The organism is Vibrio sp. OY15 (assembly GCF_000742455.1).
In the GTDB taxonomy this organism is placed as follows: domain Bacteria; phylum Pseudomonadota; class Gammaproteobacteria; order Enterobacterales; family Vibrionaceae; genus Vibrio; species Vibrio alginolyticus.
Genome location: NZ_JPIL01000009.1, coordinates 714,659 through 740,666 on the forward strand (window position 1 = coordinate 714,659; position 26,008 = coordinate 740,666).

The 26,008-nt window shown below is 45.0% G+C and carries 20 protein-coding genes; 8 read left to right on the top strand and 12 right to left on the bottom strand.

All coding sequences use genetic code 11. The features are described 5' to 3' along the window. The first annotated feature begins 124 nt into the window (after nucleotides 1–124). The 4 genes from IJ23_RS13550 to IJ23_RS13565 all read left to right on the top strand — a co-directional run bounded on the left by IJ23_RS13550 (nucleotide 125) and on the right by IJ23_RS13565 (nucleotide 6,204). Nucleotides 125–1,198 carry an efflux RND transporter periplasmic adaptor subunit gene (locus IJ23_RS13550; protein WP_017820965.1) on the top strand — a complete coding sequence of 358 codons (1,074 nt, stop codon included), beginning with the start codon at nucleotides 125–127 and terminating at the stop codon, nucleotides 1,196–1,198. Next, the gene (locus IJ23_RS13555) at nucleotides 1,198–2,259 is read left to right on the top strand and encodes an efflux RND transporter periplasmic adaptor subunit (RefSeq protein ID WP_005376420.1); all 1,062 of its coding nucleotides are present in this window, start codon (nucleotides 1,198–1,200) and stop codon (nucleotides 2,257–2,259) included. The genes IJ23_RS13550 and IJ23_RS13555 overlap by 1 nt, the downstream gene beginning before the upstream one ends. After that, a complete protein-coding gene (locus IJ23_RS13560; RefSeq protein ID WP_005386052.1) occupies nucleotides 2,259–5,318 on the top strand; it encodes an efflux RND transporter permease subunit in 3,060 nt (1,019 codons plus the stop codon). Before IJ23_RS13555 ends, IJ23_RS13560 begins: the two co-directional genes overlap by 1 nt. Before the next feature lie 175 nt (nucleotides 5,319–5,493). After that, entirely contained in the window at nucleotides 5,494–6,204 is a 711-nt protein-coding gene (locus tag IJ23_RS13565; protein ID WP_033906529.1) for a hypothetical protein, read from the top strand. Nucleotides 6,205–6,286: 82 nt separating this feature from the next. Here the strand turns inward: IJ23_RS13565 and fruA are convergent, their stop codons facing one another. From fruA to fruB, 3 genes are read right to left on the bottom strand one after another with little or no spacing between them, the layout of a single operon-like run. Then, nucleotides 6,287–8,026, bottom strand: a complete 1,740-nt coding sequence (fruA, locus tag IJ23_RS13570) for a PTS fructose transporter subunit IIBC (RefSeq protein WP_033906530.1) — start codon at nucleotides 8,024–8,026, stop codon at nucleotides 6,287–6,289. Between the two features lie 18 nt (nucleotides 8,027–8,044). Then, entirely contained in the window at nucleotides 8,045–9,016 is a 972-nt protein-coding gene (pfkB, locus tag IJ23_RS13575) for a 1-phosphofructokinase (protein WP_017634191.1), read from the bottom strand. Nucleotides 9,017–9,025: 9 nt separating this feature from the next. Next, nucleotides 9,026–10,159: a fused PTS fructose transporter subunit IIA/HPr protein gene (gene fruB / locus IJ23_RS13580; protein ID WP_017634190.1), complete on the bottom strand. Its 1,134-nt coding sequence runs from the start codon at nucleotides 10,157–10,159 to the stop codon at nucleotides 9,026–9,028. Between the two features lie 368 nt (nucleotides 10,160–10,527). On the opposite strand from fruB, the gene cra reads away from it, so the two are divergent. Beyond that, a complete protein-coding gene (gene cra, locus IJ23_RS13585) occupies nucleotides 10,528–11,508 on the top strand; it encodes a catabolite repressor/activator (protein ID WP_005386066.1) in 981 nt (326 codons plus the stop codon). A 17-nt stretch (nucleotides 11,509–11,525) separates the two neighbouring features. On the opposite strand, the gene IJ23_RS13590 is transcribed toward cra, so the two are convergent. Then, on the bottom strand, nucleotides 11,526–12,479 hold the full coding sequence (locus tag IJ23_RS13590) for an endonuclease/exonuclease/phosphatase family protein (RefSeq protein WP_033906531.1): 954 nt from the start codon (nucleotides 12,477–12,479) through the stop codon (nucleotides 11,526–11,528). Nucleotides 12,480–12,705: 226 nt separating this feature from the next. Here IJ23_RS13590 and IJ23_RS13595 point away from each other — a divergent pair, with 226 nt between their 5' ends. Further along, the gene (locus tag IJ23_RS13595; RefSeq protein ID WP_005376400.1) at nucleotides 12,706–13,239 is read left to right on the top strand and encodes an RNA-binding S4 domain-containing protein; all 534 of its coding nucleotides are present in this window, start codon (nucleotides 12,706–12,708) and stop codon (nucleotides 13,237–13,239) included. A gap of 106 nt (nucleotides 13,240–13,345) precedes the next feature. Here IJ23_RS13595 and IJ23_RS13600 read toward each other — a convergent pair whose 3' ends face one another. The 7 genes from IJ23_RS13600 to IJ23_RS13630 form a co-directional block, all read right to left on the bottom strand. Then, nucleotides 13,346–14,164, bottom strand: a complete 819-nt coding sequence (locus IJ23_RS13600) for an EAL domain-containing protein (RefSeq protein WP_033906532.1) — start codon at nucleotides 14,162–14,164, stop codon at nucleotides 13,346–13,348. Between the two features lie 92 nt (nucleotides 14,165–14,256). Next, complete coding sequence (locus IJ23_RS13605; protein ID WP_033906533.1) at nucleotides 14,257–15,177, bottom strand: amino acid ABC transporter permease; 921 nt, start codon at nucleotides 15,175–15,177, stop codon at nucleotides 14,257–14,259. A gap of 81 nt (nucleotides 15,178–15,258) precedes the next feature. Beyond that, nucleotides 15,259–16,077, bottom strand: coding sequence for a transporter substrate-binding domain-containing protein (locus IJ23_RS13610; RefSeq protein ID WP_033906534.1), 819 nt, complete (start codon nucleotides 16,075–16,077; stop codon nucleotides 15,259–15,261). A 9-nt stretch (nucleotides 16,078–16,086) separates the two neighbouring features. Beyond that, nucleotides 16,087–16,884 (bottom strand): amino acid ABC transporter permease, encoded by a 798-nt coding sequence (locus IJ23_RS13615; protein WP_033906535.1) that lies wholly within the window; start codon nucleotides 16,882–16,884, stop codon nucleotides 16,087–16,089. Further along, nucleotides 16,884–17,618, bottom strand: coding sequence for an amino acid ABC transporter ATP-binding protein (locus IJ23_RS13620; protein ID WP_033906536.1), 735 nt, complete (start codon nucleotides 17,616–17,618; stop codon nucleotides 16,884–16,886). Before IJ23_RS13620 ends, IJ23_RS13615 begins: the two co-directional genes overlap by 1 nt. A gap of 162 nt (nucleotides 17,619–17,780) precedes the next feature. Continuing rightward, nucleotides 17,781–18,437: a lysoplasmalogenase gene (locus tag IJ23_RS13625; RefSeq protein ID WP_005376394.1), complete on the bottom strand. Its 657-nt coding sequence runs from the start codon at nucleotides 18,435–18,437 to the stop codon at nucleotides 17,781–17,783. A gap of 294 nt (nucleotides 18,438–18,731) precedes the next feature. Next, the gene (locus IJ23_RS13630; RefSeq protein WP_033906537.1) at nucleotides 18,732–19,880 is read right to left on the bottom strand and encodes an iron-containing alcohol dehydrogenase; all 1,149 of its coding nucleotides are present in this window, start codon (nucleotides 19,878–19,880) and stop codon (nucleotides 18,732–18,734) included. A gap of 206 nt (nucleotides 19,881–20,086) precedes the next feature. Here IJ23_RS13630 and IJ23_RS13635 point away from each other — a divergent pair, with 206 nt between their 5' ends. Next, nucleotides 20,087–20,968: an AraC family transcriptional regulator gene (locus IJ23_RS13635; RefSeq protein ID WP_033906538.1), complete on the top strand. Its 882-nt coding sequence runs from the start codon at nucleotides 20,087–20,089 to the stop codon at nucleotides 20,966–20,968. 277 nt (nucleotides 20,969–21,245) lie between these two features. After that, nucleotides 21,246–24,407, top strand: a complete 3,162-nt coding sequence (locus IJ23_RS13640; RefSeq protein ID WP_033906539.1) for a chitinase C-terminal domain-containing protein — start codon at nucleotides 21,246–21,248, stop codon at nucleotides 24,405–24,407. Between the two features lie 97 nt (nucleotides 24,408–24,504). On the opposite strand, the gene glgC is transcribed toward IJ23_RS13640, so the two are convergent. Then, nucleotides 24,505–25,722, bottom strand: a complete 1,218-nt coding sequence (glgC, locus tag IJ23_RS13645) for a glucose-1-phosphate adenylyltransferase (RefSeq protein ID WP_033906540.1) — start codon at nucleotides 25,720–25,722, stop codon at nucleotides 24,505–24,507. Between the last annotated feature and the right edge of the window lie 286 nt (nucleotides 25,723–26,008).

Consider the following 26,008-nt stretch of genomic DNA (forward strand, 5'->3'; position numbering starts at 1 on the left):
TTTTACCAGAAACCGAACGCTTTGACTAATTAATTTGCTATCCACCTGGAAAATATGTTGATCAATTTCAAATTCTGCTTATACTGCACGGCTGTGTAATATATAAAACCTACGGAGAAAGCGGGTGCGAAAACAATATTTAAAGCGCACTTTAGTTGGCGCAGTGGTGACATTAAGTCTTTCTGGGATGCTAACTGGGTGTAATAAAGCCATTTCTGAGCCGTCTGAACCTTTAATCAAACCTGTAAAATTACTGGCGGTGAAAGACCTAGAACTTGAAGACTCGCACGCCTTTTTAGCGCGTATTGATGCAACACATCGCGCGCAGCTTTCTTTTCAGGTTGGTGGAGAGGTTGATGAATTACGTGTACGCATGGGTCAAAAAGTCCAAAAAGGTGAAGTGCTCGCAACGTTAGACCCTAAAGATCTTCAGCTTGCGTTAGATGCCGCTCAAGCGCAGTACGCGTTAGCGAAAACACAATGGGACCGCGCGAAAAACCTTTACGGAAAAAAACTCATTAGTACTGATGAGTACGATCAGAAAGAAACTCAATATAAAGCGGCATTGGCGAACTACGAACAAGCTAAAACCGATTTGAGCTATACCAAAATTCACGCACCGTTTGATGGCATTGTGTCATATACCTATGTCAACCCGTTTCAAGTAGTAGCAGAGAAGCAGGAGATCTTGAATCTCATTGATAACACGACGTTGGATGTATCTTTCACCTTGCCAGTAAGTTATGCGGAATCTGTATCACTTGAGTCACTGCAAAACTCCGATATGTGGGTGACGATGGATAGCGAGCCAGGAAAACGTATCCCTGGGCAATTTAAAGAAATCTCGACGCAGCCAAACATCGATACCAATAGTTATGAGGCGATCGTGACCATCACTCGACCAGAAGATCGCAATTTGCTGACAGGTATGACTGGGCAGGTACACATTGCTAAACAACATGTATCGGACGCGATGACGTTACCTCAGTCTGCTTGGGTCAACAAAAATGGGACGCAAGGTGAAGTTTGGGTAATGGACAGAAGCACGCAGCAGGTCAATAAAGTCACTGTGTCACTTGACGCAGCAGGTGGTGTGAAAGCCGGGCTTGATAACAATGATTACGTTGTTATTGCTGGTGTTGAGAGACTGGTTGAAGGACAAGTGGTGAAAGCTTGGGTTCGTGAGGGAGGCATTTAATGAAACGTTCTCTACTTACGATCTCTGCGATTGCACTTGCAGTTTTAACAGGGTGCAAAAATGAAAACCAAGCTATCGTCGAGCAGCCACTTTTTGTGTCGACTATCTCGGTGGATGCACCAGTACAAAGTCAACATCGCGCGTTCAAAGGCATAGTAGTGCCTGCAGAGCAAACGCCAATGGCATTTCGCCGCGCTGGGGAAGTTCAGCACGTATTGGTTAAAGCGGGTGACGTTGTGAAGCAGGGGCAAATGATCGCAAAGCTAGATGATAGCAAAGAGAAGCAAGCCGTGAATGACGCAGAAGCACAATACACACTTGCAATTCGTCAGCTTAAACGCGGTGAAGACTTGCATGCACGTCAAATGATTTCAAAAGCGGAACTTGATGAGCTAACCGCCAATAAAGAGCTAGCTGAGGCTACTTTCTATAACGCGACCAATCAATTGAATTACACCCGTTTATTCGCCCCGTTCGCCGGTAAAGTATCCGATGTTTTCAAAGAACGTTTTGAGCGTGTGGCAATTGGTGAACCCGTGTTAAACCTATACCAAAACGATTTGGTTTACGTGCGTATTGAGCTTTCCGACAATGTTTTAGCGATGGTAGACCCGAACTCAGACAGCATGAGCTACAAGCCTAGAGCAACCTTCTCCGGCATCGATGGCAGATTTGCTTTGGACTATTTAGAGCACACAAGTGAACCCAACGCTGAAACTCAAACCTACGAAATGTACTTGACGATGCCACAGCCAAAAACAGAGATATTGCCGGGAACCAGCGTAAGCGTTTTGGTCGATATGGTGAAGGCGGGCATTACCTCTATCGATGGTTACAGTGTGCCTGTCACGGCGCTTCAAGCAGGCAGTGAAGGGAATGAGTTCTTTGTGTGGAAAAAAGAAGGTGACATTGTCACACGGGTGCCTGTCATGATTTCTCAAGTGAATGGCAATGGAGCCATTGTGTCGTCAGGTGTTAGCCAGGGCGATATTCTGATTAATTCAAATCTGCGTAAATTACGCGAAGGTAAACATGTGGATGTTGTGGAGAATAACCAATAATGAACATTGCTGAGTATTCAATAAAAAACAAAGTCATCAGCTGGTTGTTCATTATTATCCTTGCTGTTGGTGGTTTAACGTCATTTTTGGAGCTGGGACGATTAGAAGACCCGGCATTTACGATCAAAGATGCCATGATCATCTCAACATACCCTGGCGCGACGTCAAAAGAAGTTGAAGAAGAGCTGACGTATCCTCTAGAAAAAGAGATTCGAAAACTCCCTTATATCGACAAAATTACCTCTACGTCTTCTAATGGTATGTCTCAAATAACGGTGAGCATGGAAATGGACTATGGTCCTGATGAACTGCCGCAAATTTGGGATGAAATGCGCCGTAAAATTAATGATTTACGACCATCATTGCCTCAAGGTGTTCAGTCTTTACAGATCATTGATGATTTCGGTGACGTTTATGGCGTGATGTTAATGCTCACTGGTGACGATTACGACTATGTAGAGCTGAAACGTTATGCGGATTACCTGACCCGTGAAATCGAGCTTGTTGATGGTGTTGGTAAGGTAGACATCACGGGCGATCAGCAAGAAATGCTATTCGTTGAGATCTCACTTGATCGCCTTGCTGCACTGAACTTAGACATGAATGTGGTTTCGAGCTTGTTGAACCAGCAAAACAATGTGGTTTCAGCAGGTGAAGTGATGGTCAATGGCGAAAGCCTTGTTATTCGCCCAAGCGGCACCTTAAACACTGTAGAAGCACTAGAAAATCTGATCATTCATGGCCGTGACACAGGAAATCTAATTCGTCTAAAAGACGTAGCAACGATTTCTCGCGGTATTCAAGAGAAGCCAAGCAACGTCGTACTCTTTAACGGTCAAAAAGCGATTAATATCGGTATCTCGTTTGCATCGGGTGTGAACGTGGTTGAGGTTGGTGAACGTTTGGATGCGGAGCTCGCGAGCCTTGAGTCTATCAAGCCTGCTGGCATCGATATGAACTACTTTTACAACCAAGCCAATGAGGTGGATGAATCTGTTAAAGCGTTTGTAATTAGTCTAGCGGAGGCAGTGGCGATCGTAATCATTGTGTTGCTGTTTACTATGGGTTTACGCAGTGGTGTCATCATTGGAGTTGTGTTGTTATTGACGGTATTTGGTACCTTCATTTTGATGAATTACAACAACATCGAACTGCATCGTATTTCTCTTGGCGCGTTAATTATTGCCTTAGGTATGCTGGTTGATAACGCGATTGTTGTCGTGGAAGGCATATTGGTTGGCCTAAAGAAAGGGCGTACCAAAGTTCAAGCGGCTGTCGATATTGTAAAGCAAACACAATGGCCTTTGCTGGGCGCAACTGTTATTGCAATTACGGCTTTTGCACCTATCGGTTTGTCGCAAGATGCGACAGGTGAGTTCATGGGCTCTCTATTCTGGGTGCTGTGTTTCTCCCTATTTTTAAGCTGGATTACCGCTATTACACTGACGCCTTTCCTTGCCGATCTTTTGTTGAAAGAGGAAAACAAAGAGCAGGGTACTAGCGAAGATGATCCTTATAAAGGCTGGTTGTTTGTCGTATTTGGGGCATCGCTGAAATTTGCATTACGATTCCGCTGGCTTACCGTTGCTGGCATGGTGGCGCTGTTAGTGGGTGCTGTCGTGGCATTTGGTAATGTAAAACAGCAGTTCTTCCCACCATCGAATACGCCGATGTTCTACGTGGATATGTGGATGCCAGAGGGTACTGACATCCGTGAAACGATCAAAAAAGCTGAAGAGGTCGAAAGCTACATTCGTCAGCAAGATGATATTGACTTTGTTTCTGCTTCGATTGGGCAGGGTCTACAGCGTTTTGCTTTAACCTATCAACCAGAAAAAAGTTACGAAGCGTACGCTCAGTTCCAAGTTCGCGCGACTGACCGTGAGAAAATGTTTGGTTTGCTGCATAAGTTAGATGCGAATCTGGCGAAAACATTTGATGCGCCTACGTTCCAGTTTAAATTGATGGAATTTGGTCCATCACCAGCGTCTAAGATCGAAGCGCGTATTACTGGCCCTGATCCACAAGTTTTACGTGACTTGGCGGTGCAAGTTGAAGACATCCTTCATACCGACCCTGGTGCCCGAAACATTCGTCACGATTGGCGAGAGCGCACCAAGGAACTTGTACCCGTTTTCAACGAGTCTAAAGCTCGTCGCTTAGGTATTTCGAAAGAAGATCTTTCAAGCACACTGCAAATGGCGTTTGGTGGTAGCACCTTAGGTTACTTGCGTGATGGTACACATACGTTGCCAATTATGACACGCCTTCCTGAAGAAGAACGCGTAGATTTTGAATCACTACAAAACGTGACCATTTGGAGTCCTTCGTTGCAAACGTATATTCCGGTTGATCAAGTGATTGATGGCGTTCAACTGGATTGGAGTGAGCCGCTAATTCAGCGTCGTGACCGTAAGCGTACGTTAACCGTTCTCGCGGACCATGATGTGTTGAGTGACGACACGGCAGCAAGCTTATTTGCTCGTGTACAGCCTAAAGTGATGGCATTGCATGTTCCAGAAGGATACGAAATCACATGGGGTGGTGAGTACGAATCATCCAAAGATGCACAAGAAGGCCTATTCGGTTCATTGCCGATGGGTTACTTGTTGATGTTCATCATTACTATTTTATTGTTTAACTCAATCAAAAAGCCGTTGGTAATTTGGTTCACCGTTCCGTTAGCGATCATTGGCGTTGCTTTTGGTTTGCTTACCACGAACATGCCGTTCAGTTTTACAGCATTCCTTGGTTTGTTAAGCCTAAGTGGCATGATTTTGAAAAACGGTATTGTGTTGCTTGACCAAATTAACCTTGAGTTGGAGTCAGGTAAAGATCCTTACCTCGCGATTGTTGACAGTGCGATAAGCCGCGTTCGTCCGGTAAGTATGGCTGCGCTAACAACTATCTTGGGGATGATTCCACTGGTCTTCGACGCCTTCTTTGGCTCGATGGCAATAACGATTATGGCAGGTCTTGGTTTTGCTACTGTACTGACACTGATAGTGGTGCCAGTGATGTTTGCAATTCTGTTTAGGGTAAAACCGACCACTGCATAGGGACTCCTGGCTATTTGCCAGCTTCCTGCCTAGCCCTGAAGGTTTTCTTCGGGGCTTTTTTGATCTTACTAATATATACCAAACCATTCATTTGCTTGATTTTAATGATTTTCTTACGATTACAATGCAAATCATGCGTATACTGATGTAACGACACATCAAAGATTGAGATTACATGAATAAGCGCATATTAAACGGACTCTTCTTCGTTGGTTCTTTCACCTTGGTTGGCTGCACCGCGACGGATAGCATGCCGACAGAAACCAAACAACCTGCCCCTAAAGTCAACAGTGTTAGTGCTGAAGTCATTTCCAGTTGGATTGATAGTAAGGTTTTAGCCCCTGAAGGGCTGTCGCTCGAGCAAGACAATCTACGTTATCTATCGGGTAGCGCCGACCTAAACAGCGACGGCAAGGCAGAATACATAGTGTTGCTTCAAGATCGCTATTTCTGTGGTAGTGGTGGCTGTGCTGCATATATGTTTGATAATGAGGGAAACGTTATTAATCGAATGTCGGTAACTCGCACGCCTATTGTACTAGCCGACAGTTACAGTAATGGTTGGCAGGACTTTATCGTTTGGAGTAATGGCTCCTATCGACTCATGAGTTACAACGGTGAGTCTTATCCAAGTAACCCGTCACTAGAGCCAAAGGTGGATCGAGACGCTAACCAGCAGGCGGCAATCGCAAATGTAATGGCGACAGAGCTTTATCAGCAAGACGGCTATGACATTCTGCCCGCAGAATCAAAAACCTTGTGGACGCCAGCTAACGTTTACCACTTTACCTTCAAGCACTACGGTGACCCGCATAGCGCTTATCAAGCAACGGTGGATATGAGCAGTGGGGAAGTAGACATTGTAGCCGTTCCGGCTGCGGAATAAAAAACACCTCCCTTAACCGGAATTAAAGGGAGGTGCTAAATGCCAAATTCGAGGGTGGCATTGTTAACCGGAGTCGCTCTAATTAAGCTGCGACTTCTTGTTTCGCTTCTGCTTTGCTTTTTAAGAATGCGTAAGTAAAGCCAGTTACCGCTGTACCTGCTGCAATAGCCACTAAATACATTAATACTGGTGAAATTGCGTTAGGAATTAGCAGCACGAATAGACCGCCGTGTGGTGCCATTAATTTCGCACCGAATAGCATCGATAGGGCACCAGTAAGCGCGCCACCTGCCATACAAGATGGAATCACGCGCATTGGATCTTTCGCAGCAAATGGAATTGCGCCTTCAGAGATGAAACAAAGGCCCAAGACAAATGATGCTTTACCTGCCTCACGTTCATTTTGTTCAAATTTGTTCTTCGCAATGAAGGTCGCTAAACCCATACCTAGCGCAGGAACCATACCTGCGGCCATGATTGCCGCCATTGGTGCGTAAGTTTGTGAAGCCAGAAGGCCAACACCAAATGCGTAAGCGGCTTTGTTTACCGGGCCTCCTAGGTCGAAACACATCATAGCGCCAAGGATAATACCCAGTAGTACTGCACTGTCAGAACCCATGTTGTTTAGGAAGTCAGTCAGGCCGTTCATGATGCCTGAAACTGGGCCGCCTACGATGTAGATCATCACAAGACCAGTGAACAATGTTGCCACAAATGGAATGATCAGAATCGGTTTAAGCGCCTCCATCGATTGTGGCAGTTTCACCTTATCTGCGAGGAGTTTCGCTGCGTAACCAGCAATGAAACCAGCCGCGATACCGCCAAGGAAACCTGCGCCAGTAGAACTTGCTAGCATACCACCAACAAGACCAGGAGCCAGACCAGGACGGTCAGCGATTGAAAACGCAATATAGCCAGCAAGTACAGGAATCATCAATGCGAATGCAGAGCCACCACCAATGTTCATCAAGGCTGCTGCTAGTGTGCCTTCTTCTTTAAATGCTTCAATACCAAACACGAACGATAGGGCGATGATCAAACCACCAGCGACAACCACAGGCAGCATGTGCGATACCCCTGTCATCAAGTGTTTGTAAGCGCCTTTCTTCTCGTCTGCTGCCGAAGCAGAATTTGCAGAACCTGAATGTTGGTAAATCGTGGCTTGCTCGAATGCTTTGTCCATCTCTTCGGCTGTTTTTTTCAGAGCTGGGCCTGTTTTCGTGCGGTACATCTTTTTGCCGTTAAAGCGATCAAGTGGCACTTCAATATCCGCAGCAATGATCACCAGATCGGCATCTGCAATTTCTTGCTCAGTCAGTTGGTTTTTAGCGCCAACTGAACCACGAGTTTCCACCTTGATTTGATGGCCACGACGCTTGCCTTCTTCTTCTAAAGCTTCTGCCGCCATAAAGGTATGCGCAACGCCAGTAGGGCATGCCGTGATTGCAACAATCTTCTTTGATGCTGATGTTGTATCTGTAGTGATAGGGGCTGCAAGTGTGGTTGCTTTTTCAAGTAAAGTGGCGTTTTCAACCGCTTGCTGGAGAAACGCAGTTGCGTCTTTTGCTACTTCGCTAATTTCCGCTTGGTAAACCTTTTTTCCTACAAAACGAGAAGTGTCGACGCTAGTATTTGCCGCAATGACAATGACTTCTGCTTGTTCAACGTCAGCTTCCGTCAATAGTGTTGGTTCAACCACACTTGATTGACATTCTATTTTGGCATTCCAGTTTAATTTTGCGGCGGCTTGTTCTAGTAATCCTGCCGCAAGGATGCTATTTGCTACACCGCTCGGACAGGCAGTAATAATGGCAATATTCATACGATAACCTTCTGTTCCTTAGTTTTGTTCTAAGTTTGTAATAGGGTAAAGCGCGCTAACTTCAGTTTGTCGCTTGATATTTTCCAGTTCTTCCTGACTGGTTAGCCCTACGCCAACTTGACTAACTGCCAAAGCAGAAAGTGCCGTAGCGAAGCGCAATAAATCGTTTTTAGGCATCAGTTGCATGTGGCCCCAACACAAGCCAGCGACCAGCGTATCGCCTGCGCCAACGGTGCTCACGACATGCATTCGAGGCGGTTTTGCACTAAGCCATTCGCCTTGGTTGAGCCACATAACACCGTCAGGACCCATAGAAACCACGATGTTTTCTATGCCCTTGTCGCTCAGTGTTTGCGCTGCAGCTTGGCATTGTTCAGGTGTTGCTAGATGTTCGCCAACAAAATCACCAAGCTCTTCATCGTTAGGCTTAATCAACCATGGGTGAGCCTCAATACCTGACTTCAATGCGGCTTTGCTACTGTCGAACAACACCTTTTTGCCTTGTTGATGCAGTGCTTCTATCCATGCAGCGCATTGTTCGGCGGTTACGCCTCCAGGTAAGCTACCTGCAAGTACAAAGTAATCATGCGTCTCCGCTAGACGAAATAGTGTCTCCTCAAAGCGAGTAATTTCGTCGGCCGCTACTTGAACGCCAGGGAAGTTGATATCACTGACGTTGCCATTGGCCTCAACCAGCTTAACGTTGATACGAGTGGCACCCTTTACTTCCACAAATTCATTCTTAACGTTGATGTCATTGAAAAGCTGATGAAATAGCTCAGGGTTATCTTTACCGAGAAAGCCGGTAACCGTGACGTCTGCGCCTAAATCGCTCAATACTTTTGCTACGTTGACACCTTTACCAGCAGCGTGGAGATTGCTTTGCTGTACTAAGCTCACGGAACCAACGTTTAGTTCATTTACTGAACCTGTTAAATCCAATGCTGGGTTGAGCGTAATAGTGACAACCTTATTTGTTTTGTTTGTCATATCGGATCCTTAACCTTCACCAAGGCCAGAAGCGATTGCATTTCCGATAGACTCCAAGGCTTGCGGCGCATCAGGGCCTTCTGCTGTAAATTGAAGTTGGTGACCGTGCTTAACGCCCAGCGCGATGACTTTCATTAGGCTCTTCGCGTTTACTGCTTTTCCATCTCCGTCTAGGTTGGAAACACGTATAGTGGATTCAAACTTTTTCGCTTCTGCGACTAACATTGCCCCCGGACGAGCATGTAGGCCGTGAGAGTTTTTGATTTTAAATACAGCGGTATTGCCTTCTTCTGAAGGTGCGGCTGTGACTTCTTCACCTTTGAACAAAGCAAGAATCTGTTCTACTGATGCATCTAAAAGCTTGCCGTGTTCATTGTTAAACACAATGTTAGAAAGCGTTTTTAGGATAGGTTGGTGAGCATTGTTACATGCCGCGAACGCGACAAGTGCACGCACTTTTTGACCTTCATATTCGCAGTCGTTTGCCGTCGAGACAAATGACACACCTGTGCGAGTGACATGTTTGTCACTGCCAATTAACCACAGGCCATTACCTAAGTGAGTTGGTTGTTTGGTAACGAGATCTGCAACGAACTCGTTATCAGCACATCCAGTATTTTTTAACAGACCACCAGCAACAGCACTCATCTGTAGCATGTCGCTCGCAGGGAACATGAGTTGAATTAAAGAAGCGTCAAAGTCTGCTTCAAGCTGAACATCACCGTGCAGTAGGGCGATGATCTCGTCTTCGTTTTTTGCATTACGCAGACGCTCTTCTACGCCATCTGCGCCTAGCACTTTGGTGAGCTGTTTAAGAATACCAAGGTGCTCATCAGATTTAGCTGCGATACCGATAGCGACGAACACAGTATTGCCATCACCCCAGTCGACACCTTGTGGGAAGTGATGCACAGCAACACCCGTTGTTTTCACCATTGTACGAGTGTCGGTTGTACCGTGCGGTATGGCGATACCGTTCCCCAAAAACGTAGAGTTTTGGTTTTCACGGTTTAGCATGCCTTCAACGTAACCGCGTTCAACTAGGCCTTTATCAGTCAGGCTATGAGCAATACTCTTTATTGCTTCAAACTTATCTGTCGCTGATTGCGAGAGGGTAATGTCGTTCTTATTTAGCTTAAGCATGGTGCTTCTCCAGCCTTAAGGTATCAATTTAATATTCTGTGTGAGAAGTTGAACGCCGCTTCTTCTGAGCGCTTATCACTCCTCAAACCTTTTATCTTTCAAGCTAAATCGATTCAGCTTGTTGGTAAATTTTTTAAAAGACTCAGAAAAACTGTTTTAAAAACTGACGTTAACAAACGAGCCTTTGCCGCTGTCCTATAGCCTAGCTCACAAATTGGTTTGTTGCGTGTTCGGGTGATTTACGTCAATTTTTAAGTTTTGCTGAATCCTTTCAGCTTTTATACTGAATCGGTTCAGCTTATAATTCAACTTATCGAAAGATCGTTGATGTATTAATATGATCGCGCGCACAGAATAAGGTTTAGAATATGACACTGGATGAAATAGCCAAATTAGCGGGTGTTTCTAAGACAACTGCAAGCTATGTGATTAACGGAAAAGCGCAGAAATACCGCATCAGCGAGAAGACTCAGAAAAAGGTGATGGCCGTTGTAGATGAGTACAATTATAAGCCAGATCATGCGGCGTCTTCCTTGCGGGCAGGTAATTCACGCTCATTTGGGCTTATCATCCCAGACTTAGAGAACACCAGTTATGCGCGTCTTGCAAAGCTGATAGAGCAGAACTCTCGGAAAGCGGGGTACCAAATTTTGATTGGCTGCTCTGATGATGATCCTGATACAGAGCAAAAGGTGGCGGAAGCATTAGTCAGTCGTCGCATTGATGCGTTGTTTGTGGCAAGTGGTATGCCCACTGCAAACGAGTATTATCTTAAGTTGCAAAATTCAGGTACGCCAGTTATCGCGCTAGACCGTCCAATGGATGATGAGCACTTTTGTTGTGTCATCAGCGAAGATTTTGACGCCGCACTTGAACTCACTCAGTCAGTACTGTCCGAAGATATTAAGTCCATTGGCTTAATCGGTGCATTGCAAGATCTTCAAGTCTCAAAAGAGCGTGAGCTCGGTTTTCTATCTGCTTCTCAACAAGGTGGCAAAACGGCAACAGTGGGTTATGGACAACACTTCTCTCGGGAAGAAGGCAAGAAAGTCTTAGAGAGATGGTTAACAGAGAACGCATTGCCAGATGCCATTGTTACAACGTCATACACACTGTTAGAAGGTGTGTTGGATGTAATGCTAGAAAAACCAGAACTGATGGGAAAGGTGCGTTTAGCGACATTTGGTGATAATCGACTGCTGGACTTCTTGCCTGTGAAAATCAACTCTTTGCCTCAACAGTTTGAGTTGATCGCGGACAGCGCAATGGAGTTAGCACTCAACGCTTCCGCCAAGCGTTACAAGCCTGGCGTAGAACTTATCCCGCGTAAAATTGTGAAACGTCACTAAGTAACTAAATAGGTTGCTCAAAGCTTTACTTCAACCGTCAGCGCCACAAATGCGTGGTCGCTGGCGTTTTTATCTCTGTTATAAATCGGGTTGATCAGATGTTGGTTAGACACCTGATAGTCAACAACCTCGGCAACCGATATATCTGATAAGGTATCAAACTCTTGTGAGAGCAAGATATAGTCGAGTACATTCCCAGTGGAAAAATGATAGTGCGTGGCTGGGCGTTCATCCTTCAGGGTGTCACTTTGCAATAACCAACCATCTTTGAGTTGTAATTCAGTGACGCTGTCACCAGTGTTGGATACCAATGAGCTGTTAACGCTGATAGGAGTGATAGGTTCATTCATATCGCCCATTAACACTGTCGGCATTGGTTCTTTTCGATACCTCTTTTGCATCGCGTCTCTTAACATCGCTGCTTCCCAGCCTCTTTGCTGGGTGGATAACCAGCGCCCAATAATCGTGCTAGACGTTTCTGGTTGTTCTGAGTCGGCTGGGCGTTGAGATTTCAGGTGCGTTACGTAAACGGCGATATGACCAAGTACAGGATGTATTACTTGGGCATAGATAGGTTTGCGACTGAACTCTGGAACAACACTTACTCCAAAAGGCTCAAGCGTTGCTAAGTCAAACTCTACCGCTTGTACTTTTTCTATTGGAAACCGAGATGCGATTGCCACAACAGGGCTTGAGTAAATGTACTCATCTTCAACATGTGGGGTGTCAACGGTCGCAAAGTAGGGGTAGCCGATGGTTGAAAAGAATGCCTGGGTCTTCTCGATACTGAATACTTCTTGTAAGCCAATCACGTCGCCTTCCAGTTTTTCAACTTGACGTTGTGTCCACGAAAGTTTGTCTCGCCATTGCTCTAACGAGTATATGTTCTCGAAATCATAGTAGGCGTTAGGCGGTGCGACAAAATTAAACAAGTTCGCAGTGACAAAGGTAATTCTACTTGGTTGAGACAAAGTATTCGCTCTTTTCAACAATAACTTAGAGAGTATATACCTTCAGGTTGCGTAATTGCAGCTTCGTTTGAGCTACGCATCGGTATACAAGTTAACAAGCGACAAGTTAAATGGGTTAAGAGGTGCTCAAATGCCAAGGCGAATCGGTGATTGAACATCGGCAGAGGTTTCTATTTTTAAGCATTGCGTTTAAACTTCAGGGCATCAAATAGTAAGAGTAAGTAACATGACCCAAGATTACGACCACGAAGAGTATTTAGAAGGCGAAGAGATTGAGATCGAAGCGATTGGCATCGATGTTGATGCGCATCCAATCGAACTGTACAAGCTTTTTAAAATCGCAAACTTGGTCAGCGGTGGCGGCGAAGCAAAACATATCATCGAGGAAGGCTACGTCGCGGTGAATGGTGAACTAGAAACACGTAAGCGCCGCAAGATGTATGATGGTGACTTTTTCGAGTTTAACCAGGAATATTATGTTGTGGTTTGCGATGCGCCAGTAACCGAACCTGAAACGGCAGAGCAAAAAGCAGAAAAGAAAGCGAAAAAAGAAGCGCAGTCTTCTCGTAAAGATAAGTCTCGTCAAAGTAAGTCACCTAAAGCCTCTGGGCCTAAATCAACAGGCCGCAAAGCGGCACATAAAGAGCGTAAAGCGCAGAAAGAAGCGTTGTCTCAGTCTGCTAAGAAAGGCAAAAAAGAAGACAAACCACAAGCCACTCGTGATCCGAAGAGCGGTCGTAATTCTATTGATTTTTTCTAGGGAAATGAACGCTTAACTAAATAAGTGACATCTGAGTAAAACTAAAAAGCGCCGAGCATATTATATCGGCGCTTTTTTGGTTTCACTGTGCTGTAAGTGGGCAGTGTTAATGCACTGTCGTCTCGATGTTTAGGCGATCTGTCCAGTGATGAATGGCGCAAGGCTTTCCTAAGTAAAAGCCTTGGTAATAATCCAAATTAAGTTGATACATAGCTTGTAGCTGCACGTCTTCTTCAACCCCTTCTATAATGACTTTTGCTCCCATATGATCCGCTAGATCAACGGCGCTATGTATGGAAAAGGTTTCTCCGGCGCAGTAGTCTAGCAAATAGGAACGATCGATTTTGATGATGTCAGGGCAGAGCTGCTGAACACGTGCGATATCAGAATGTTGGGCGCCAAAATCATCGATAGCAAAGATAAAACCATTTGCTTTCATTAACTGTACGGCTTTGATTAATAAATCCGTATCTCCGCATGACTCTTCGACTACTTCAAAAACTACGTCTGATGGGCTCATACCAAGTTCGGAAAGGCGTTTGTAAAGCAGGCCGTTATCTTTAAAGCCCATGTCTTTGGTTAGTGTGAGTAGCGTTTGAGGCATGACGTTAAGAAACAGTTTGATCGGCGTCCCTGCGAAATAGCGTGCGAAATTTCGAATGTGCATTGCTCTAGATAAAAACTCTACACATAAGCGAAAGTAGGGATCAAGACCATTATTGGCCAGAAACACGTCAGGACGAATTAGGGAACCATCAATGCCACGAATACGCAGTAAGGCTTCCATACCAATAATACGTTGGCGTCTATCAAAAATTGGCTGATAAACACTGTGAAAAGTGAATTGATTGAGAACTACGTAATATTCACCAAGATTATCTTGTTTTATGTATCGCTCGTAGTCGGATTGATTCTTTAACTCCATGAAAAACGCCGAAAATTTAGCATCTTGCCAATGTAACAGGGTGCAATTCTGATTTGAAGAATCAAATGTGCCTAATTACATATGCGGTTGAGTTAATTTGAAATGGCTTCCGATTTTGCTTCAATATGGCGAAAAATAAGTGACAGACCAAAACAAATTAAGAAGTAAGCGAGGCCGACAATCAACCAAATTTCAAATATATACCCTGATGAATTTGCCATCTCTGTCCCAACAAACGTCATTTCTTGTATCGAAATCAGTGAAACAATAGAGGTGTCTTTCACCAAAGAGATGGTTTGACCGGCAAGTGCAGGTGTTATTGATTTAAGCACCTGTGGCGCGATAACAAATCGGTATTTCACCCATCGAGACAAGCCCAATGAGTCAGCCGCTTCCCACTGACCTTGGTCGATACTTAGTAAGCCACCGCGCACAACTTCTGCAATGTAGGCAGAAGAAAGTAAGCCGACACATAACACGCCAGAGGCAAGGTTTTCCCAAAGGTTCGAAGGCCCAAACAGAAAGTGCTGTAGCGTATTTGGTTCGCCGTTGTAGTTTCGTAGAAGATCTTCCAAACCGAGTAACGGGATCAATTGGTTAGATATGAAAAAGTAGAAAATAAAAACAAACACCAACGGAGGGATGTTTCTCACTAACTGGATAAACGCATTGGCAGGTGTGCGCAACCAAACGGAACGAGAGAAGCGTGCTAAGCCTAACAAAGTGCCAAACACTAATGCGAAGCTGATGCCCCAAATACTGAGCCTTAACGTCGAAATCAAACCTTGGAAGAAGTAGGGCAAACCACCATCTGCTCTAGGCGTGAAAAGTAATTCAAGCGCCTCTTTCCACTGCCACAAATAATGCACACCAATAGTGGACCGATGGTACAGCCAAACACCACCGATACCGCACATAACAAGTAGTACCCAGTCTAGTGTGTTTAATTGCGGTAAAAGGTAGCCTGTGCTGGATTTCGCGGGTGCAGTGCGAGTGGTAGTGTGTTCGCCCAAAAATTTAACTCCGATAGATGATGGAAAAGTAAAATAGATGATTCAAAAGTATAGGCTCGCGGCGTCCACGAGCCATTTAGATTACTGGCCTTGCGCGACTTGATCTTGCCAATCTAATGTCGAGAACCAGTATTCATAACGTTGTTTTAACCATCCATCTTGGGTTCTTGCTTCAATCCATTTATTGAAAAAGGCTTTTTTATCTTCTTCCCCCAAGCGAACAGCAAAGGCTTCGTTACCTTTTGATAGTCGCTCAGAGAATGGAAGGAATAGTTTGTCGCTGTGTTTCACTGTCTCATGTTCAGGTTTTGGGCTAGAAGCAATGACCGCGTGGGCGTTACCATTCAGCACCTCTTGGAACGCTTGCGCGTCGTCATCAAATTGCAGGATCTTCGCTTTCGGGAAGGTTTCTCTGGCTACTTGAACGGTGAATGCGCCGCGACGAGCCGCAATTTTTACGCGTCGTGAGTCAAAATCCGAAAATTCGCTAAAACCAGAGGCGAGTTCTTTGTTTGCTGCTACTTGAACGCCTGAGTGCGAGTAGGGCGCAGTAAACAAGACGCTTTTGGAACGTTCAGGCGTAACAGACATGCCACCAATGATCACGTCGAACTTTTTCGCCAGTAGTGCGGGAATAATGCCATCCCACGCAGTCGGTACGAATTCCACTTTCAAACCTGAATCTTGTGCTAAGCGTTTGGCAACATCGATTTCAAAACCGATTAACTCACCTTGCTTGTTACGCATTGCCCAAGGTACAAATGTTGACATACCAACGCGCAAAGTTCCTCGTTCTTTGATTTGATCTACATTGGGTGTGGCGACATCTTCTTTCGCGATTGTAGGCATAGCTATGGCTAGCCCTAATAATGCAGTAATGGTCGCTTTGAATAACTTCATGTTATCTCCTTATAATTTGCGCCAACTGGCTCCGAGTTTGTGTTCTAGCCATGCAGACAAGCCAGAAAGTGACAGAGTGAGAGCAAGATAAATTGCTGCCACGGTAAACCAAATTTCGAACGGCATCGCCGTCTCTGAGACGATGTTGCGTGCCTGTGTTGTTAAATCAAAAATCGCCATCACGCTTACAATGGAAGAGTTTTTGATCAAAGAAACCACTTCATTGGTCAATGGCGGTAATGTGCGCTGTAAAACCTGGGGCAAAATTACGTCTTTGTAAGTGTAAAACGGTGATAACCCGAGTGTTTGTGCTGCTTCGAATTGCCCTTTAGGAATACTGTTTAAACCTGCGCGGAATATTTCTGCAGTGTAAGCACCTTGGAAAAGGGACAATGCCAAAACGGCGGTACTGAATCGGTCCAAACCAATCACGGGGCCAAACACGAAGTAGAGCAAATAGATTTGCACCAACAACGGCGTGTTGCGTATTACCTCGACATAAGTGGTGCCAATAACATTGCCGACTTTCGAATCGCTAAGCCTTAGTAACGCGGTGACCAACCCCAACACTAAGGTGAAGAATAGACTAATACCCGAGATGTTTAGCGTGACCAATAACCCATCGATAAGTTCTGCTGGCCACCATTCCCCATCTTCATAAAAAGCGATGTAATCAGGTACGCGTTCCCATTGCCATTGATAGCCCATAGCAGCGGCACCAGAGTCCAACACCCACACAATCGCGATGAAGAGGAGCATCATTTGCAGCAAAGCTTGAAGGACGGGTTTGATTACGCGAACTATCATCAGTAACTTAAAATTTGGTTCAAAAATGCTTGGGTTCGTGGATGCTGTGGTGTTTCAAATAAGGCGATCGGTGAGTTCATTTCCACGATTTGGCCTTCATCCATAAATACCACGCGGTTCGCTACTTTTTTGGCAAATCCCATTTCGTGCGTGACGCAAATCATCGTCATTCCACTTTGAGCCAGTTCAACCATGACATCCAACACTTCGTTGATCATTTCCGGGTCAAGCGCCGAAGTCGGTTCGTCAAACAGGAGTAAATCCGGTTCCATACACAAGGAGCGGGCAATCGCGACGCGTTGCTGCTGACCGCCAGAAAGCTGGATAGGATACTTACTCGCTTGCTCTTCAATATTGACTCGCTTTAGGTAATGTCTTGCGCGTTTTTCAGCTTCTTGTTTTGATAATTTGTGTGTGCGAATCGGCGCTAAGGTGAGGTTTTCCAGTACAGTCAAATGAGGAAAAAGGTGAAAGTGTTGGAACACCATGCCGATTTTACCGGGCTTGAGAGATTTTGCGTGAGAAGGCTGGCCGAACACATGAAGCTGGCCTTCTTGAATCGATTCAAGATGATTGATGCAACGAATGAGCGTTGATTTTCCGGAACCTGAAGGGCCACACACCACGACGATCTCGCCAGAATGCACGGAGAAGTTGATGTCTTTTAGAGCGTGGTAATCGCCATACCACTTATTTACGTCGCTAAACTCAACGACGGGAGTATTCTCTTTCAAAGGGGCACGCTATAACGGAAAAATATCCTTTTACAATAGCAAGTTGTGCGCGTAATTTCATTAAGAATAAGCTAATGTTTAGGCGATGATTTTAAGACTCTATTCAGATCGCTTACAAGATACATCCATGTTTCTTTAATGTTGGTGCAGTCTAGAGTATGACTAACTCAGTTCAACGAGATACGGATAACGAACAACAATCGCAACAACAGACATAACCATTAGTGTCTGTGCAGAATAGTAGGTCACCATGACAACTTGTCGTGAAAATATTGACCGTCCTCCAAAGCGTTCGAAAGCCAATACGATGCCAGAGATAATAAAGATAAAGCTTCCGAGCACTGCAAAAGAGGAGGATTGTGTTTTCCCACTCAAATAATACTCGATCGAAGCCCAGCACATAGTCATCAGTACCAATATATAACTAGCAACTGGCCGTTTTTCTTTACCGAGATCCGGTCGGAACAACCAGTAGACGCATATACCGAGTCCGAACAAGGCAATTGGGAGCCAAGGTGTAAAATGCCACGCTGACATGATGGCAAAACCATAACTATAGGAGAGATGGGCAGAGCAAAAGAGCACTAATCCTGTAATGAACTTGTCTCTAGGGAGCATTAATAACACGTCACCAAGCAACGAGAGCGATAAGCCAATCAAAATCCAATGCGCATATGGCATTGGGTAAGCCGGGGACTGAATTAAAATACCAAGCATACAGAGCACTGGTAATGGTTTAGAAACGTAAAAGAGCCATTTAGAGCCTTTACGGATACTGATGATATGTATGAATGCTAATACGACAACAACTAGCCACATAAAGTGTTTTCTCGAACAGACAAAATTATGTAGTACATCACTACAACAAATCAAAACTTAATTAACGAGTTAACTCGTTCTTTGATCTCAATTATTTTTATTTGTGTAAAGCTGGACAGTTGTCTCTTTACTAACCAACACGGCCGATTTTTTGTCTGGAGGGAATCGTTGTTTTTAGAAGCCTCCTCGTTTTGAACGTGATGTGGCTTACAAAATAGCATAAAAAAACGGTATTGTGACTGTTAAGTCACAATACCGTTAAACCCTAGGAAGGGCAGTGAAGAATTGTTGCAGTTATGAGACAGCTAACTCTAAGATTTCTCGGCTACGTTCAAGTGTGATCGCCTGGTTTTCACCTAAAACAGTCATGCCGTGTTTGTTTAGTTGATCAATGATGGCATCGATAGCTTGTTCACGGCTCTCACCATAGTTTTCGAGCTTAGTTGCGACATCAAGTTGATGATAAAACGCTTCGATAGCTTCGATTGTGCGCTCTGCTAAATCCTCACCTGCTTCAAGACCAAATACGTTGCGACCCATTTGTTCTAACTTAGGGCGCTTAAACTGCATTTGGTTACGAAGTAACGACGGTTGGACAATTGCAAGAGAACGCGCATGATCAACGCCCCATAGAGCCGTTAATTCATGGCCGATCATATGTGTTGCCCAGTCTTGTGGAACGCCACTACCAATTAACCCATTCAATGCTTGGTTAGCAGACCACATTAAGTTTGCGCGCCACATATCGTCGTCTCGTTCCGTAAACTGTTCTCCGAGTGTTTTTAAAGTTTTCAGCAGTGTTTCTGCGTAACCATCTTGAACCATTGCACCGGTAGGAAGCGTCAAGTATTGCTCACATACGTGCACCCATGCGTCAACAATGCCGTTGATAAGCTGGCGTTCTGGCAGTGTTTTCATTACATCTGGGTCTAACACGGCAAATTTTGGCTGCACTGCTGGAGACATGAACGGAAGTTTGTCTTGAGTTTCTTTTTTAGTGATAACTGCGCCCATGTTTGACTCTGAGCCTGTTGCTGGCAATGTCAAAATTGCAGCTAGAGGCGTCGCTTCAGTGACTTGGTGCTTACCAATCATGATATCCCAACCATCACCATCATACTTTGATGCCGCTGCTACGTATTTGGAGCCATCGATGACTGAACCACCACCTACCGCTAAAATAAAGTCAACGCCATGCTCTTTTACCATTGCGACTGCTTTATCGAGTGTTTCTTTGGTTGGGTTTGGTTCAACACCTGAAAACTCTAGCCATTCATGTCCCTCAAGAGCTTCTGCTACTTGGTCGTACACGCCATTTTTTTTGATGGAGCCACCACCGTATACCACTAAAACTTTTTGGTCGGATGGGATAGCTTCTTTGATTGCTGCGATTTGTTTTTGACCAAAGAAAATCTTGGTTGGGTTTACATAAGAAAAGTTCATTATTAGCCCTCTTGCTTCCAGTGAAGGAGATTGAATACATGCATATTAGTCCTGATTAACGATGGTTAACAGGTCGATTTCTGCAAATAATTTGCCTATTTCTACAAAATTGATGCTCTTGAGCTAGAAAGTTAAAGTCGAGAGGAAGTATAGTGCTCGAAACGATAATAGAGACCAAACTCGTTGGTCATTGATGGAGCGCTCTAATGCACACTCTCGCAGATATCATGCAGCAATATGTTGAAAAGCAGGGGCTGCATGACCTAGAAGGTATGAAGAAAACAGCGATAGATGGCGTATGGTTTTATCGCAGTAGCAAAGGGAATCATCGCCAGCCGTTTGTCTATCAGTCCGGCATCATCGTCTTGGGTCAAGGGCATAAGAACATTCATATTGGTGATACACCAGTGCAATATGGGCCCGATGATTACCTTGTTGTCGGGGTTCCCATGCCACTAGAGTGCGAAGCGTTTGCGACAAACAATGAGCCTTTACTTGGCATTTCGATAGATATTTCGCCAACGCTTCTTCATAAACTCGTTAAAAAATTAGAGGCTGAGAAATTCAGTAATAAGTGTCTGGATGCTACCCGTTGCGGCCTTAAGTCGGTACGTATGAATGAAGGTATGTTGGATGCGTGCAAGCGGTTAATGAAAGCAATGTGTGACGAGCTTGATGTTATCATGCTTGGCGAGCTGCTTCTTGAGGAAATTGTGTATCGTACTTTGGTGAGCAAAGAGGGGTATGTTTTATTTGACCTAGCACATCAAGAAGGTTCTTACGCGAGGGTCGCTAAAGCACTAAATCGTGTACATCAAGCGTATCATGAACAGTTGAACGTACAAGCATTGGCTGAAGAAGCCAACATGAGTGTGTCTGCTTTCCATCAAGCATTTCGCAATGTCACGCTTGAATCTCCGTTGCAATATATTAAGAAAGTTCGACTTAACAAAGCGCGCGAATTGATCCAGTTAGAGGGGCGACGTGTTAATGATGCAGCGAGAATGGTCGGGTACACGAGCCCATCACAGTTTAGTCGCGAGTACAAGCGGCATTTTAATGAAACGCCAAGGTCAACAAAGGCTTAGTGATCTTTATTTCAAAATGGCGACTTTTTTTACCTTTTTTATTAATTTGCGAGTGACATATTTATTTGAGTTATAAAATTAGTTACTGGTGCCAAATAATAGGTACGTTGTTGCAATCATTTAGTGGATTGTTGCGAGGCGGTGTGGAAAACTCGTAAATAGATAGTGTGAAATCACCAACTTGTACTTAAGTTATTTTACGTCGAAATAAAAGTATAGATGCGTTTCGTTTAGCGCATTTAGTATTGTTTTAACAATAACTTAAGGAAGAGCGATTATGCACCTTAACAACGGCAACGCAGTGAAAAACGTGTTCACACTAAGCACACTCACCGCTTCTTGTCTTATGGCCTTCAATAGCTACGCAGCAGTTGACTGTGCCCCTCTAGAAACTTGGCAATCATCAAAAGTTTATAACGGTGGCGACCAAGTTCAGCATGAAGGTAATGCTTATAAAGCGCGTTACTGGACGCAAAACAACAATCCAGCGCAATCTGGTGAGTGGGGCGAGTGGGAAACACTTGGCGCTTGTGATGGCACTGGACCGGTTGATCCACCTCAGAATGAAGTCCCGACGGTTACTCTGACATCGCCTTCTGCGTCGGCTTCTGTGACTGCGGGTGATGTTGTTAACCTAGCTGCAGATGCGGCAGATACTGATGGGACTGTTAGCAAAGTAGAGTTCTTTGTTGATGGTGTATTAGTTGGTCAGGCAACGTCTGCGCCGTATGCTGCATCGTGGACAGCAACTGAAGGACAGCACGAGTTCTCTACCAAGGCCTATGACGATGCAGGTGCCGTTAGTACGGCAAGTGTTGTGACGTTAACTGTGGCATCAGCGCAACCTGGTAATGAAGCGCCGACAGTGGATGTCGTGCTTTCTGCGAACTCTATTGACCTGGGTGGTTCCGTAACACTGACTGCAAATGCTACGGATGCGGATGGTACCGTTGCTAAAGTTGATTTTTATGTTGCAGGTGTGCTTGCTGGCACTGCTACAACAGCGCCATACACGCTGGATGTAACCCCTTCACAAGCTGGCTCATTAAGTGTTTATGCGAAAGCAACCGATGATGCTGGAGCAACAGCAGATTCTGCACTTGCAACGTTAACGGTAAACGGCGGCGCAGTGACATCTAATTGTCGTCCTGATGGTCTTTATCAAACAACGGGTGTAGATGTTCCTTACTGTTCTATTTATGACGAAGAAGGCCGTGAGAAAATGGGGGCTGATCACCCACGTCGTGTAATCGGCTACTTCACCAGTTGGCGAGCAGGTGACGACCCACAATCGACTTACCTTGTTAAAGACATTCCTTGGGAACAACTTACTCACATTAACTACGCGTTTGTGAGCATTGGTTCTGACGGCAAAGTAAACGTTGGCGACGTTAATGATCCAAACAACCCTGCTACAGGCAAAACTTGGCCAGGCGTTGAGGTAGATCCTGCTCTTGGTTTTAAAGGTCATTTTGGTGCACTAGCAACTTACAAGCAAAAACATGATGTTAAAACGCTAATCTCGATTGGTGGTTGGGCTGAAACGGGCGGTCACTTCGATACGAACGGCGATCGTGTAGCTGATGGTGGCTTCTACACCATGACGACGAATGCGGACGGTTCTATTAATCATGCTGGTATTGAGAAATTCGCAACTTCAGCCGTTGAAATGATGCGTCAGTACAAGTTCGATGGCCTGGATATCGACTATGAATACCCGACGTCAATGGCTGGTGCTGGTAACCCTTACGACAAAGACTTCATGGAACCACGTCGTCAGTATTTATGGGCGTCTTACCAAGAGCTGATGAAAGTATTGCGTGAGAAACTTGATGTGGCATCCGCGCAAGATGGTATTCATTATATGCTGACTATCGCAGCACCATCTTCAGGTTACTTGCTACGTGGGATGGAAACCTTCGATGTAACTAAGTACCTAGACTACGTAAACATCATGTCTTACGACTTGCATGGGGCTTGGAATGATCACGTTGGTCATAACGCGGCTTTATTCGATACAGGTAAAGACTCTGAGCTAGCGCAGTGGAACGTATACGGCACTGCTGCATACGGTGGTATCGGTTACTTGAACACAGACTGGGCTTACCATTACTTCCGTGGTTCTATGCCAGCAGGTCGTATCAACATTGGTGTTCCTTACTACACCCGTGGTTGGCAAGGTGTTACTGGTGGCGAAAATGGCCTTTGGGGCCGAGCGGCACTACCAAACCAAGCAGAGTGCCAACCGGGCACAGGTGAAGGTGAGAAGAACAACTGTGGTCACGGTGCTATTGGTATCGACAACATGTGGCATGATACCGACCCTAAAGGAAACGAAATGGGCGCTGGTTCTAACCCAATGTGGCATGCTAAGAACCTAGAAAACGGTATTTGGGGCTCTTACGCAGCTGCTTACGGTCTCGACCCTGTCAACGATCCTTCAGATAAGTTTGTTGGTACTTATACCCGTCATTACGATAGCGTTGCTGTGGCACCTTGGTTGTGGAACGCAGAGAAGAGCGTATTCCTATCTACGGAAGATAAAGCTTCTATCGAGGTGAAAGCCGATTACGTTATCGATAAAGAGATCGGCGGTATCATGTTCTGGGAACTAGCCGGTGACTACAACTGTTACGTACTGGATGCAAATGGTAATCGTACGGCAGTAGATGCCACTGAACAAGCTTGTGCGGCGGGTAATGGTGAATACCACATGGGTAACACTATGACCAAAGCTATCTACGACAAGTTTAAGTCTGCGACGCCTTACGGTAACAAAGTAGCTACTGGTCCAACACCAACTGAAGCAGTAGACATTACTGTTAGTGTTGGCGGCTTCAAAGTTGGCGACCAAAACTACCCAATTAACCCGAAAATCACGTTTACAAATAACACTGGTCAAGCGATCCCTGGCGGTACTGAATTCCAATTCGATATCCCAGTATCTGCGCCGGACAATGCGAAAGACCAATCAGGTGGTGGTTTGAAAGTGATTGCTTCTGGACATACTCGAGCAAACAACATTGGTGGCTTAGATGGCGTAATGCACCGTGTGTCGTTCTCTCTACCAGCATGGAAAGACTTGCCAGCGGGCGGCACTTACGAGCTTGATATGGTTTACTATCTACCAATCTCTGGTCCTGCTAACTACTCAGTGATTTCTGGTGGTAAAGAGTTTGCGTTTAAGTTTGAACAGCCAGATCTACCAATTGGTGATCTCAATGCGGGCACGGGTGGTGGTACCACTGAACCAGGTACGTGTGATACGACAGGTTTAGTGACATACCCAGCTCTGCCACAAACGGATTGGGCAGGTAATCCAAGCCACGCTAACCAAGGTGATAAGATCATCCACAACGGTGTGGTTTACCAAGCGAACTGGTGGACAGCGGCTGAACCGGGTACAGATGGTAGCTGGTCAACGGTATGTAACATCTAATTATTATGGATTACTTGTTATAGCCTAATGTTTACAGGCACTTAAACAAAAGCGCACGATGATTATCGTGCGCTTTTTTGTTGTGATAGTTTGTCGTTTAATCGAATTGGTAACTTTCAGGTATGACGACAATACCTTTGTCTGAGATTTTAAATCGCTTCGCATCTTCAAGTTTGTTGATGCCAATTTGAGTATGTGGCGGAATACGAACATGTTTATCAACTATGCAGTTGACCAACTGACTTCCTTCACCGACTTCTACGTCATCAAAAATGATGGAATCGACTACCGTTGCACTATCTTGAATGCGTACATTAGAGGAAATAATGGAGTGCTGTACTGAGCCTCCGGAATTGATGACACCGGTAGCAATGATGGAGTTAATAAAAATGCCTTCATTACCCGTAGCCGACGATACAGTACGAGCTGGTGGAAACTGCGGCTCGTAAGTACGAATCGCCCAATTAGACTGATAAAGGTTCATTGGCGGCACAGGTTCTAGTAGATCCATATTCGCTTCATAGAAGGAATCAATGGTACCCACGTCGCGCCAATAGCAATCTTTATCGACGCGCCCTTTACTGCCACAGAATTGATAAGCGTAAACGGATTCGGTATCAATCAGCTTAGGTATGATGTCTTTTCCGAAGTCATGGCTTGATGAATCGAGTTTTGAGTCTTCTTCAAGCGCTTCTTTCAAAACATCCATATCAAAGATATATATTCCCATAGAAACAAGGCTTCTGGTCGCGCTTCCAGGAAGAGTAGGTGGGGTTTCAGGTTTCTCTATAAACGAAGTAACGAGCCCGTTTTCTGCGGTGCCCATTACACCGAATGCTGAAGCATCCTCTACGGGAACATCCATACAGGCAACGGTGAGCTTAGCACCTTTCTCTTTATGCTCTTCAAGCATTGCGGCGTAGTCCATTCGATAGATATGATCGCCAGATAACACAACCACATACTTTGCATCATTTCGCGATAGCAACCACATGTTGTGATAAATCGCATCGGCGGTTCCTTCATACCATGCACCACCTTTGCGCATTTGTGGTGGAACAGCAGTGATGTACTCGCCTAGCTCTGGATTGAATATCGACCAGCCGTCTCGTAAGTGTTTTTGAAGTGAATGAGATTTATATTGGGTTAAAACAAGGATCTTGCGTAAACCCGAATGTAAACAATTGGTTAGTGTGAAATCTATAATTCTATATTTTCCGCCAAAAGGTACGGCTGGCTTGGTTCTGTCATCGGTGAGTGGGCTGAGTCTAGACCCCATCCCTCCTGCTAAAATTACGGCGAGTGCGTCTTCCATAGTATTCCCTTTCCCTTTTCTGACATGCATCAAAACGGTGCTAACCTGAAGGAGGTGGTATGCAACGCAGAGGTTTTGAAAAGCATGTGCTAATGTGCTTATTAGTGAAAAGTCTACTACAAGAATCGAGCCATAGAATATCTCCTTAAAAATCAAGGAGGTTAAAATTTCACTGTAAGACAACTGCACCATATTAGTGAAGTGCTAAATAACCCGTGCATCAAATTGGCGCAAAATTGTAGAAAGGAGAAGTCAACAAGTATGGATTTACAATGTAAAGTGGCGA